This is a genomic window from Brenneria sp. hezel4-2-4, from assembly GCF_013155275.1.
Taxonomy (GTDB): domain Bacteria; phylum Pseudomonadota; class Gammaproteobacteria; order Enterobacterales; family Enterobacteriaceae; genus Brenneria.
In genome coordinates, this window is the sequence record NZ_JABJXS010000009.1 from 108831 (window position 1) to 121397 (window position 12567).

Annotated in this window: 8 protein-coding genes; 5 read left to right on the top strand and 3 right to left on the bottom strand. The window is 52.6% G+C overall.

Going from position 1 to position 12567, the window contains the following annotated elements; genetic code table 11:
- Nucleotides 1-34: 34 nt before the first annotated feature.
- The gene (gene barA / locus HOY33_RS16385; protein WP_172291211.1) at nt 35-2812 is read right to left on the bottom strand and encodes a two-component sensor histidine kinase BarA; all 2778 of its coding nucleotides are present in this window, start codon (nt 2810-2812) and stop codon (nt 35-37) included.
- Nucleotides 2813-2874: 62 nt separating this feature from the next.
- On the opposite strand from barA, the gene rlmD reads away from it, so the two are divergent.
- From rlmD to eno, 5 genes are all read left to right on the top strand, one after another.
- Nucleotides 2875-4209 (top strand): 23S rRNA (uracil(1939)-C(5))-methyltransferase RlmD, encoded by a 1335-nt coding sequence (gene rlmD / locus HOY33_RS16390; protein ID WP_172291212.1) that lies wholly within the window; start codon nt 2875-2877, stop codon nt 4207-4209.
- Between the two features lie 9 nt (nt 4210-4218).
- On the top strand, nt 4219-6450 hold the full coding sequence (relA, locus tag HOY33_RS16395) for a GTP diphosphokinase (RefSeq protein WP_172291213.1): 2232 nt from the start codon (nt 4219-4221) through the stop codon (nt 6448-6450).
- 395 nt (nt 6451-6845) lie between these two features.
- Nucleotides 6846-7643, top strand: a complete 798-nt coding sequence (gene mazG, locus HOY33_RS16400) for a nucleoside triphosphate pyrophosphohydrolase (RefSeq protein WP_172291214.1) — start codon at nt 6846-6848, stop codon at nt 7641-7643.
- A gap of 126 nt (nt 7644-7769) precedes the next feature.
- Entirely contained in the window at nt 7770-9407 is a 1638-nt protein-coding gene (gene pyrG / locus HOY33_RS16405; RefSeq protein ID WP_172291215.1) for a glutamine hydrolyzing CTP synthase, read from the top strand.
- Nucleotides 9408-9489: 82 nt separating this feature from the next.
- Nucleotides 9490-10788: a phosphopyruvate hydratase gene (eno, locus tag HOY33_RS16410; RefSeq protein ID WP_172291216.1), complete on the top strand. Its 1299-nt coding sequence runs from the start codon at nt 9490-9492 to the stop codon at nt 10786-10788.
- 297 nt (nt 10789-11085) lie between these two features.
- On the opposite strand, the gene HOY33_RS16415 is transcribed toward eno, so the two are convergent.
- Both HOY33_RS16415 and HOY33_RS16420 read right to left on the bottom strand, forming a co-directional pair.
- On the bottom strand, nt 11086-11829 hold the full coding sequence (locus HOY33_RS16415; protein ID WP_172291217.1) for an isopentenyl transferase family protein: 744 nt from the start codon (nt 11827-11829) through the stop codon (nt 11086-11088).
- Entirely contained in the window at nt 11826-12326 is a 501-nt protein-coding gene (locus tag HOY33_RS16420; protein WP_172291218.1) for a hypothetical protein, read from the bottom strand. The genes HOY33_RS16415 and HOY33_RS16420 overlap by 4 nt, the downstream gene beginning before the upstream one ends.
- Between the last annotated feature and the right edge of the window lie 241 nt (nt 12327-12567).

Consider the following 12567-nt stretch of genomic DNA (forward strand, 5'->3'; position numbering starts at 1 on the left):
GTTCAATGGCGGCGGAATGCGTCTGCTCCGGCGTTCATCCTGAGGGGGCGCTTGTTAGCTGCGACCGCGCCGCCTCGTTGACGTTGTCGATTTCGTCCAGCAGTTCCAGCCACTCCGGTTCCAGCGCCTTGGCATCGACCCCTTGGCGCAGCTGTTGTTCCAGATAACAGCAGATTTGTTTCAATCGCGGTACGCCGCTGTAGCTGCAACTGCCATGCAGCTTGTGGATCAGCGCGACGATGTCGTCGTTGGGCTGGCCTTTCAGCAGGTCTGCAACCTGTTGACGTACCTCTGGCAGAAAGTCCAACAGCATCTGCAACAGTTCCCGGGCCAGCTCCGGTTTATTGGCCGCCTGCCGCTGCGCCAGCGTCCAGTCCAGAGACGGTTGGCTATCGTCGCGTTTATCCGGCGGGGCAATGACGCCTTTGGCGGGAGAATACCGGAACAGCACTTTTTTCAGCATCTGCTCGTCAATCGGTTTTGCCAGATAATCATCCATACCGGCCTGTAATAGCTGCTCGCGTTCATTGCTCAGGCTATGGGCGGTAACGGCAATAATCGGCGTTTGGGCATGATGGGGGAGTTGGCGGATTAATTCGCTGGCGCGAATGCCGTCCATCTCCGGCATCTGAATATCCATGAGCACGATATCGATATCGTGCTCTCTGGCCTGAGCAATGGCGTCCATGCCGTTTTCGCACAGAATGATGTTTTCCACCTGTTCTTCCAGCAGGGTGCCGATCAGTTTCAGATTGGCCGGATTGTCATCCACGGCCATCACCCTTAGCGGCAGGCGTGCCGGGGCGGGTGACGGCGGCTGAAGCGCCATGATATTTTCCGGCAGAAACGACAACGGGAAAAGCGAACTGTTTTGCAGTAGCGGCAACAGACGGGGCGCGGAGATCGGCTTGCTCAGGCAGGCGTGAACGCCGAACATTTTCAGCTGTTCCGCATCCATTTGAGCAAGACTGGGCAGCGCCAGGATCACGCAGGGCGCGCGCCGACAGACGTCGCGTAATCTGGGCGTATAGTCGAACAAGGTGTTGCGGTAATGCACGGGAATGCCTAACAGCAGGATATCGAAAGATCCTTCAGGGAGCTGTTCCAACGTCGGGCTGTAGCTTACGGTAAATAGCGTCTGACTGAGGATATCCAGCGTGGCCTGCGCCGCCGCCGGATTGGATTCGATATACGCCAGATGCTTGCCGTCCTGCATTCTGTCTGTGTTATTGGCGGGCGCGGCATGGGGGTTCAACGACAGGTTGATATGCAGCCAGAACGTCGATCCCTTATTTAACTGACTATGGAAGCTGATATCGCCGCCCATTTCTTTGACCAGTCGCTGAGTGATAACCAACCCCAGTCCGGTTCCGCCATGACGTCGCGAAATACTGGTGTCGGCCTGACGGAATGCCTGAAACAGCTGCGACTGCTGGCGTTCGGCAATGCCGATGCCGGTATCGCGAATCTGGATTTCCAACTGAACCTGATGGTTTTCCCGGCGGCGTTTTTCCACCCGTATATCAATATTGCCCTGTTCGGTAAACTTAATGGCATTACCCAACAGATTGGTGATGATTTGCTGAATACGCAGCGGATCGCCGATAAATTGCTCCGGGACGTCATGCTGAATATCGAGCGTGAGCTCCAGCCCTTTTTCATGCGCGGTATGGGCCAGCAGCATCACCACTTCGTCCAGCGTGTTATGTAATGAGAAGGGAATGTTTTCCAATACCAGCTTGCCCGCCTCCAGTTTAGAGAAGTCCAGCACATCATTAATGATGTTCAGCAGGTTATTGGCGGAGCGCTCTATGGTCAGCAGATAATCGGTCTGGGTCGGATTCAGCGAGGTTTTCAGGGTCTGGCGGGTAAAGCCTATGACGCCGTTCAGCGGCGTTCTTAACTCGTGCGATATATTAGCCAAAAACTCGGATTTGATCCGCGCGGCTTCCTGCGCCCGTTTTTTGGCAAGATCCAGTTCGACGTTCTGGATCTCCATTTGTTCCAGCGTTTCCCGCAGATCGTAGGTCGCCTGATCGATATTTTGCTGCATCTCCTCGTGGTAGGCGGTCAACGACATCGCCATCGAGTTAATGCCGTTTTTCAGCATATTCAGCTCACCCAGCATATAACCTTCAACCCGGCTATCCAGTTGTCCGCGCCGGATTCGATCGACCGTTTCGACCATATTGCGAATCGGCGCGGTGACGTCCCGCATCAGACGATAGGCGAACAGAATGGAAACGCCCATACACAGCAGCAACAGTAAGCCGGCGATAAAAATTTCCTGATATTGCTGGAGTTTGATGGCGTTGGTATCCAACTCAACGGCAAGATAGCCAACCGACGCCATAGCGCCCGGCAGCGGCGGCGTTAAGTCGTCATCAATAAGCTCGTTGTCAGCCAAAATCGGCATATACAGGATCAGCGAGTTCTCGGTATGGTGCAAAGACAACCTGTTGTTAGCGGTCGCCTCGCGGGTCAGGTGTTGCAATAACGTGTTCTGACGATTATTGGTCGTCACGGTCAGCTGATTTTTATTATCAAAAACGCTGATGGTTCTGACGATATTGGAATGTTGGCGGTGAAGCGTATTGATCAGCGTTTGAATCGTGTCCTGCTGGTGTTTGGCAATGGCGTAAGCGCTATTGATCGCCAGTGGTTCAATAATACTGGTCCCTGCGTCAACCAATTGCGCCTGCAATTGGTTATAGCGGTGAATGACAAAAAAGGTACTGATCAGCAGACCGATCATCAACGTCGGCGCCAAAATCAGTATCAACATGCGCGCACGCAGACTGTGTTTGGTCATAAGGGTCCAATGTGGGAGAATTAAGCTTAAAAATTATTGTATTGATAAAACGATCGTAAATTATGGCGCAATTCTACTCTCCAAACCGGCGCGTGGCGACCCGGCGAATGCTAACCGTGACGGCGGACAGCCTTGACCCTTTCGGTCAGGGCGTGGCGCGTCATCAGGGCAAGACGATTTTTGTCGGCGGCGTGCTGCCGGGGGAACGAGCCGACGTTCAGTTGACGGAAGAAAAGCGTCAGTTTGCTCATGCTAAACTTATACGTTTACTGACGCGCAGCCCGCAGCGGGTTGAACCACGATGTCCGCATTTCAATGTGTGCGGCGGGTGCCAACAACAGCATGCCGATAGCGCGCTGCAACAGCAGAGTAAGGCATCGGCGCTGGTACGCCTGATGGCGCGGGAAACCGGGGCGGCGTCATCGCCTGTCGCGCCGATTGCCGGGCCGTCTTATGCCTACCGGCGGCGGGCGCGGCTTGCGTTATACTATCAGGCGAAACAGCAACGCCTGTTGATGGGGTATCGTCAGGCGGGTTCGCACGATCTGGTCGATGTCCGGGCCTGTCCGATATTGCGGCCGGAACTGGAAAAACTGCTGACGCCGTTGCGTGACTGCCTGAGCCGCTTGCAGGCGGTAAAACGATTAGGGCATGTGGAACTGGTGCAGGCGGATAACGGCCCGCTGCTGGTCCTGCGCCATCTGGATCCGTTGAGTCAGAGCGACTGTCAGGCGTTAGGTGATTTTGCGCAGCGACAGGGAGTGTCGGTTTATCTGGCGCCCGAGGCGGGAGCCCTGACCTGCCTGTCCGGCGAAGAGCCGGTATACCATGTTGCCGGGCTAACGTTGGCATTCAGTCCGCGGGATTTTATTCAGGTCAATGATGCGGTTAATCAGCAAATGGTCAGCCAGGCGCTGATCTGGCTGGATGTTCAGCCACAGGACCGAATCCTGGATCTGTTCTGCGGGATGGGCAATTTTACCCTCCCGCTGGCACAGCGCGCGGCGAGCGTGGTTGGCGTCGAAGGTGTGATGGCGTTGGTGGAAAAAGGGCGAGAGAACGCCCGGCGCAATTCACTCGCCAATGTCACATTTTTTCACCAAAATCTTGAAGATGATGTCGCCGCGCAGCCGTGGGCCGCCCAAGGTTTTGATAAGATATTGTTGGATCCGGCACGCGCTGGCGCCGCAGGGGTGATGACGCAGATTGTCAAACTGGCCCCGCAGCGGGTGGTTTATGTTTCCTGTAACCCCGCCACGCTGGCGCGCGACAGTAAAATCCTGCTCGCCGCCGGTTATCGGCTGGCGAATGTTACTATGCTGGATATGTTTCCACATACCGGCCATCTGGAGTCGATGGCGCTGTTTTTGCGCGATTCCGATGGGGCGGTAAGGTAGGGAGAAATTATGGTTGCGGTAAGAAGTGCGCATTTGAATACGGCTGGCGAGTTTGTACCCGATGCGTGGATTGCTTCGCTTGGCATAACCAGTCAGCAGTCATGTGAACGTTTAGCCGAAACCTGGCGTTACTGTGAACGGCAGACCCAAGATCATCCTGACGCCATGTTGCTGTTGTGGCGCGGTATCGAAATGGTGGAAATCCTGTCCACGCTGAGCATGGACAACGACAGCATGCGCGCGGCGCTGCTGTTTCCATTAGCCAATGCCGATGTGGTGGATGAAACCACATTGGCGGAAACCTTCGGCAAAAGCATCGCTGAACTGGTGCACGGCGTGCGCGACATGGATGCGATTCGTCAGCTAAAGGCCACGCAGAATGATTCCGTCGCCTCTGAGCAGGTCGATAACATCCGTCGTATGCTGCTGGCCATGGTGGAAGATTTCCGCTGCGTGGTTATCAAGCTGGCGGAGCGCATCGCTCATCTGCGGGAAGTGAAAGACGCCCCGGAAGAAGAGCGGGTGCTGGCGGCGAAAGAATGTACCAATATTTATGCGCCGTTAGCCAATCGGCTGGGTATCGGGCAGCTCAAATGGGAACTGGAAGACTTTTGCTTCCGCTACCTGCACCCTGAAGAGTACAAGCGTATTGCAACGCTGCTGCATGAGCGCCGTATCGATCGCGAACAGTATATCGATGACTTTGTCAAAACGCTGCGCGTCGCAATGAAAGAAGAGGGTGTGCAGGCGGAAATTTACGGCCGTCCTAAGCATATCTACAGTATCTGGCGCAAGATGCAGAAAAAATCGCTGTCGTTCGATGAACTGTTTGACGTGCGCGCGGTGCGGATTGTGGTGGAGCGTTTGCAGGATTGCTACGGCGCGCTGGGTATCGTGCATACCCATTATCGTCATCTGCCGGACGAGTTCGATGACTATGTCGCCAATCCGAAACCGAACGGCTACCAGTCCATTCATACGGTAGTGCTGGGGCCAAGAGGCAAAACGCTTGAAATTCAGATCCGTACCCGGCAGATGCATGAAGATGCCGAACTGGGCGTGGCGGCGCACTGGAAATATAAAGAAGGCACGGTCGCCGGCGGCCGTACCGGCTATGAGGGGCGGATTGCCTGGCTGCGTAAGCTGATCGCCTGGCAGGAAGAAATGGCGGATTCGGACGATGTGCTGGATGAAGTTCGCAGCCAGGTATTTGACGATCGCGTGTACGTGTTTACGCCGAAAGGGGATGTGATCGATCTGCCCGCTGGCTCGACGCCGCTGGATTTCGCCTACCACATTCACAGCGATATCGGTCACCGTTGCATCGGCGCGAAAATCGGCGGGCGGATTGTCCCGTTCACCTATCAGTTGCAGATGGGCGATCAGATCGAAGTGATCACCCAGAAGCAGCCCAACCCGAGCCGTGACTGGCTGAACCCTAACCTGGGTTACATCACCACCAGCCGCGGGCGTTCAAAAATTCACAACTGGTTCCGTAAGCAGGATCGCGACAAGAACATTCTGGCCGGCCGTCAGATTCTGGACGATGAGCTGGAGCATTTGGGGATCGGCCTGAAAGCCGCCGAGAAACTGTTGCTGCCGCGTTATAACGTGAATTCGCTGGATGAGTTGCTGGCGGCGATCGGCGGCGGGGATATTCGCCTCAATCAGATGGTGAATTTCCTGCAATCGCAGCTTAAGCAGCCCAGCGCCGAAGAGCAGGATCGCGAAGCGTTGCGTCAACTGACGCAGAAATCCCAGCCGCCGGCTACGCGTAGCAAAGATAACGGCCGGGTTGTGGTTGAAGGCGTCGGCAACCTGATGCATCACATCGCCCGTTGCTGCCAACCGATCCCGGGGGATGAAATCACCGGATTTATTACCCGCGGCCGCGGAATATCCATTCACCGGGCTGACTGCGAGCAACTGGACGATCTGCGCAGTAATGCGCCGGAGCGTATCGTCGAGGCCGTGTGGGGAGAAAGCTACTCCAGCGGCTATTCGCTGGTGGTGAGGGTCATCGCTAACGATCGTAGTGGGTTACTGCGGGATATCACCACCATTTTGGCGAATGAAAAAGTCAACGTGCTGGGCGTCTCCAGCCGCAGCGACACCAAACAGCAACTGGCCACCATCGATATGGAAATGGAGATCTACAACTTGCAGGTGCTGGGCCGGGTGTTAGCCAAGCTCAATCAACTGCCGGATGTGATTGATGCCCGCCGCCAGCAGGGGGGATGACTAGAGTCTTCGGCTTTTCAAACCGTAGGTTATAAAATCTTGTTTATGTTGTTGCGGTGGAAGGTTTCGTGCGTGTTGAGTGACGTCGTTTTTTGTGGCGCCACCACCACGCCCGACTGAGGGATGCTCAATTGCCGCATCCCTCAGAACCCAGGCTTTGGGCGGGAATTGTGCCGCTGCGCGGTTCCTTCGGCGCCCATGTCCGCTTATCGAGCCGCCAGTGACGCGTTCCCGACGCGGCACTGGCTTTCGCCGCGTCCATGCGGCTCACTCGGCGGTCATGTTCACCTCAGCACAATTTTTTACGCCCGGAAGAACAAAACGGTGAAATATTCTGGTTCCATTGCCGTTGTTATTAACTTAGTTCGGGCATAGCCCTCATTATCAGGAATACTATGACTTCACCCGCTATTGAGCGCCTGCTCGCCATTATGAAAACCCTACGCGATCCGCAAAACGGCTGCCCGTGGGATCGTAAACAGACATTCGACACCATCGCGCCTTACACGCTGGAAGAAACCTACGAAGTGCTGGATGCCATCAGCCGCAAAGATTTTGATGATTTGCGCGGCGAGTTGGGCGATCTGCTTTTTCAGGTGGTGTTCTATGCGCAGATGGCGCAGGAGCAAGGGCTGTTTGATTTTTCCGACGTCTGTAACGCCATCAGCGACAAGCTGGAGCGCCGTCATCCGCATATTTTCGCCGATGCTCAGCTTGCCGACAGCGAGGCGGTGCTGGCGAACTGGGAACAGACAAAAGCGCAGGAGCGGGCGCAAAAAGATCGTCATTCGCCTCTGGATGATATTCCCGAAGCCTTGCCCGCGTTGATGAAAGCCCAAAAAATTCAGCAGCGCTGCGCGTCTGTCGGTTTTGATTGGGACAGCCTGGGGCCGGTTGTCGACAAGGTGTACGAAGAGATTGATGAAGTGATGCATGAAGCCCGGCAGGCCGTGGTTGATGAACAAAAACTGGGTGAAGAAATCGGTGATTTATTATTTGCCACGGTCAATCTTTCACGTCACCTGGGGCACAAGGCGGAGCGTGCGTTGCAGGAAGCCAACCGCAAGTTCAGCCGCCGTTTTCGCCAGGTAGAACAGATCGTTACATCGTCTGGCAAAACGCTGGAACAGGCAACGCTGGAAGAGATGGAAGCCGCGTGGCAGCAGGTTAAACAGCAGGAAAAAAGCCATTAAAGACCGTTTATCTTTCATGTCGCCACGATGAGTAAAACGAACATTTGTGGCGTTCATCAGGTTCCGGTATACTACTTTCCCGTCTTGGTCTTCCATCGTCTTTAAACCTAAACTCTCAGGTTCAGCATGACAACTAATTATATTTTTGTGACCGGCGGGGTCGTTTCCTCTCTGGGTAAAGGCATTGCCGCAGCCTCTCTGGCGGCTATTCTTGAAGCCCGTGGCCTCAACGTTACCATCATGAAACTGGACCCGTATATCAACGTGGATCCGGGCACGATGAGCCCGACACAGCACGGCGAAGTGTTCGTCACCGAGGACGGCGCGGAAACCGATCTGGATTTGGGTCACTACGAGCGCTTTATCCGCACCAAGATGTCGCGCCGTAATAACTTCACCACCGGCCGAATCTACTCTGATGTACTGCGCAAAGAGCGCCGTGGCGACTACCTGGGCGCCACGATTCAGGTTATCCCCCATATTACCAACGCGATTAAAGAGCGCATCCTTGAAGGCGGCGAAGGGCATGATGTGGTGCTGGTTGAAATCGGCGGCACGGTAGGGGATATCGAATCTCTGCCCTTCCTTGAGGCGATTCGCCAAATGGCGGTTGAAGTGGGCCGCGAGCATACGCTGTTTATGCACCTGACGCTGGTTCCTTATCTGGCGGCGGCCGGTGAAGTGAAAACCAAGCCGACTCAGCACTCGGTCAAGGAGCTGCTTTCCATCGGTATTCAGCCGGATGTGCTGATTTGCCGTTCTGACCGTACCGTGCCTGCCAACGAGCGTGCAAAGATTGCTTTATTCTGTAATGTGCCGGAAAAAGCAGTAATATCCCTTAAAGACATTGATTCCATTTATAAAATCCCGGCGCTATTGAAATCACAGGGCCTGGACGATTATATTTGTAAACGATTCAGCCTTGATTGCCCGGAAGCGAACCTGTCCGAATGGGAACAGGTCGTGTACGAAGAGGCGAATCCGGGCGGCGAAGTGACCATCGGCATGATTGGCAAATACGTCGCGCTGCCGGACGCTTATAAATCCGTCATTGAAGCGCTTAAGCACGGCGGGTTGAAAAACCGTCTGACGGTGAATATCAAGCTTATCGACTCGCAGGATGTTGAAACCCGCGGCGTCGAGATGCTGAAAGATTTGGATGCTATTCTGATCCCGGGCGGGTTCGGCTACCGCGGCGTCGAAGGCAAAGTGATGGCGGCGCGTTATGCCCGCGAAAATAATGTGCCTTATCTGGGCATTTGCCTGGGAATGCAGGTCGCATTAATGGAGTTTGCCCGTAACGTTGCCGGTATGAATGAGGCAAACTCGACCGAATTTGTGCCAGACTGTAAGTACCCGGTGATTGCGTTAATCACGGAATGGCGCGATGAAGATGGCAATATTGAAGTACGTGATGAAGCGAGCGATCTGGGCGGCACCATGCGCGTCGGCGGGCAGCAATGCCATTTGACCGAAGGCAGCCTGGTGCGCCAGCTTTACGGTGAACAGACGATTGTTGAACGTCACCGCCATCGTTATGAAGTCAACAACATGTTGTTGAAGCAGATTGAAGCGGCGGGATTACGTGTTGCTGGTCTTTCCGCCGACCGCAAACTGGTGGAGATCATCGAATTGCCCGATCATCCATGGTTCGTGGCTTGTCAGTTCCACCCGGAATTTACATCGACGCCGCGTGATGGACACCCACTGTTTGCCGGATTTGTCAAAGCCGCCGGCGCGTACCAAAAGCGTCAGGTGAAGTAAGGGTTTTGTCAGCAACGCGCGATCTGAAGATCGCGCGTTGTTCGTCTGAGGTTTTAGTTTAACTTGTACTGAGGAAAATCTAATGTCCAAAATTGTTAAAGTCATCGGTCGTGAAATCATCGACTCCCGCGGAAATCCAACTGTTGAAGCTGAAGTGCATCTGGAAGGCGGTTTTGTCGGTCTGGCTGCCGCGCCATCAGGGGCTTCCACAGGTTCGCGTGAAGCGCTGGAACTGCGCGACGGTGACAAATCCCGTTTCCTGGGCAAAGGCGTAACCAAAGCCGTTGCTGCGGTAAACGGTCCGCTTGCTCAGGCTATTCTGGGTAAAGACGCGAAAGATCAGGCGAACATCGATAAAATCATGATCGACCTGGACGGTACTGAAAACAAATCCAAATTCGGCGCCAACGCGATTCTGGCTGTTTCTCTGGCCAGCGCCAAAGCCGCCGCGGCATCCAAAGGCCAACCGCTGTACGAACACATTGCTGAACTGAACGGCACGCCGGGCAAATTCTCTATGCCTCTGCCGATGATGAACATCATCAATGGCGGCGAGCACGCGGACAACAACGTTGATATTCAGGAATTCATGATTCAACCTGTTGGCGCGAAAACCGTTAAGGAAGCGATTCGTATCGGTTCTGAAGTGTTCCACACGCTGGCAAAAGTGCTGAAAGCCAAAGGCATGAACACTGCCGTCGGCGACGAAGGCGGCTATGCGCCGAACCTGGAATCCAACGCTGCGGCACTGGCCGCCATCAAAGAAGCGGTAGAAAAAGCCGGTTATGTACTGGGTAAAGACGTGACTCTGGCGATGGACTGCGCGGCTTCTGAGTTCTACAACAAAGAAACCGGTAACTACGAACTGAAAGGCGAAGGCAAAACCTTCACTTCTCAGGAGTTCACCCACTATCTGGAAGGTCTGACCAAAGAATATCCGATCGTCTCTATTGAAGATGGTCTGAATGAGTCTGATTGGGACGGTTTTGCTTATCAGACCAAAGTTCTGGGCGACAAAATCCAGCTGGTTGGTGACGACCTGTTCGTAACCAACACCAAGATCCTGAAAGAAGGCATCGACAAAGGCATCGCCAACTCCATCCTGATCAAATTCAACCAGATCGGTTCTCTGACCGAAACTCTGGCGGCGATCAAGATGGCGAAAGATGCCGGCTACACGGCGGTTATCTCTCACCGTTCTGGCGAAACTGAAGACGCCACCATCGCCGACCTGGCGGTAGGTACTGCGGCCGGCCAGATCAAAACCGGTTCCATGAGCCGTTCTGACCGTGTTGCCAAGTACAACCAACTGATCCGTATCGAAGAAGCGCTGGGTAACCGTGCGCCGTTCAACGGTCTGAAAGAAGTAAAAGGCCAGTAATCGCAGCTTGCCGCGTACGCGGAGGCTAGACTGACCGCTAACCTGGCAAACGTATAGCGCGGTTAATCGTAAATCCGGAAGCGTTAGTTCGCTTCCGGATTTTTTTATGTCTTATGCCGGGTCGGTTCTGAAGGTATCCTGCCGTCTGAAGGCTTTCCTGATTGGAAAATGACGCTAAAAACGGTTCACGGCTTCTCTATGAAAGAACCCGCGACGCTAATGTGCTACGCGCGGGAGGATGGGCTGAAGCTGTGATGGGAAATCTGAAACTGCATATTACATTAGAAAAATTTGTATTTAAGACGCGGTGCGGGACGGCAAACGATCAACCTCGCAGGCCTGCCATGACCATGAGGAAGGAATCCCCGGGTAATTTTTTTCCTGCCATAAGGCGTGTTCAAAATACTCATCGGTGATGAGATCGATTAAAAAATATTTTTCCTTATCGCTTATATTATCAAGAGCATGAAAGTTAAGACCTTTGTCTCTGCCGTACTGGATTATCACACGATAACCATCGATATCCTCCAATGGTTGAACGGTTTTATAGGTATCAAAGAAAAGGCTGGTTTCTTTTAGTATGGATGGCCTGCCATTATCTGGAAAGAACATACTGTAAACTCTTTTTTTGGCTTTTTCGTGGAATTGGTCGCTAGGCGGCGTTTGGAATATTTTTATGCGCCAGGAAAAATTCGACCAGTAATTATCACTCATTATTTTTACTAATAAGGAGACCGAACCTCCCTCAATAATAATGCCGGGACGTTGTGTAGATAAAAATGATATTTTCTCTTTCAAACGGGTATTGGCTTCTTCCGCTGAAATAATACCTTCATTCAGGGAGTTTTCAGACAGATATATTCTGTCTGTGCCTTGTAACTCATTCATCGTTGGCGCGCCGCTGCCGGTCATTATCTCCGGATAACCCTGAAAGCGATCCAAAGCGATGACAGGATAACCCATTGTTTTTGCTATGCTGACCGAATAAGATGTTTTCCCTGTGGATGTCGGTCCCCATATCAGGTAAAGTGTTTTTTTCATGCGTTCCTCACTTTATAATGCTCATTGTTTCTTGTGTATAAAAAACCTTTCATTACACGATATAAATTCTCAGACGACCCTTCTCTCCAGTTGCCATAAGTTTCTATTTTGCTGTTATAACATTGGCCTTCCAGAAAAAAACACCATTCCTTATCTTGCTTATTATAAAATATCCTCTTTGTACAGGGTAAGCGCCGTACTACAATGACTTTTTCATTCTCATTGCCTGGAGGAGGAATAAAATAAGGGGAGAAAATACAAAGTATATCCGTTTGTGTGTGGAGGATTTTTGTATCCGTCGCTGTCGCTAAGGTTAATTTCTTTTCTCTACATGAGAAATCAATGCTTTCATTCTCTGACAGGACAATATCGGTATTAAGCAGAATATGACTAAAGGGTAAAAAATATAGATTCTCATAGGAAACCAGCTCGGATATTGCGACAAGCTCAAAAAAATCAGGTTTGAACCGGAAATCCTTGTTGTGTTTTGAATTCATAACGAATCTCAGCGCTCCATGGCACATTACAACATTTAATTAATTAATTATTTTTAATTAATTAAACTCCATTGACTCCATAATGCAACTTATGTATTCGTGGTAAATAAGAAAATTCCTATAAAATTTCAGGTGATTGTCGACGCTGACATGATTGCCGTCCGGCGTGCCGCCTGATTCCCTCCCTTACGTTCTGTGTTTTTCGCTTTATTTCCTGTGATCGGAGTAGATGAACCATTGG

Coding starts and splice junctions, on each gene's coding strand:
- barA (WP_172291211.1), bottom strand. CDS start 2,812: ATGACCAAACACAGTCTGCGTGCGCGCATGTTGATACTGATTTTGGCG.
- rlmD (WP_172291212.1), top strand. CDS start 2,875: ATGGCGCAATTCTACTCTCCAAACCGGCGCGTGGCGACCCGGCGAATG.
- relA (WP_172291213.1), top strand. CDS start 4,219: ATGGTTGCGGTAAGAAGTGCGCATTTGAATACGGCTGGCGAGTTTGTA.
- mazG (WP_172291214.1), top strand. CDS start 6,846: ATGACTTCACCCGCTATTGAGCGCCTGCTCGCCATTATGAAAACCCTA.
- pyrG (WP_172291215.1), top strand. CDS start 7,770: ATGACAACTAATTATATTTTTGTGACCGGCGGGGTCGTTTCCTCTCTG.
- eno (WP_172291216.1), top strand. CDS start 9,490: ATGTCCAAAATTGTTAAAGTCATCGGTCGTGAAATCATCGACTCCCGC.
- HOY33_RS16415 (WP_172291217.1), bottom strand. CDS start 11,829: ATGAAAAAAACACTTTACCTGATATGGGGACCGACATCCACAGGGAAA.
- HOY33_RS16420 (WP_172291218.1), bottom strand. CDS start 12,326: ATGAATTCAAAACACAACAAGGATTTCCGGTTCAAACCTGATTTTTTT.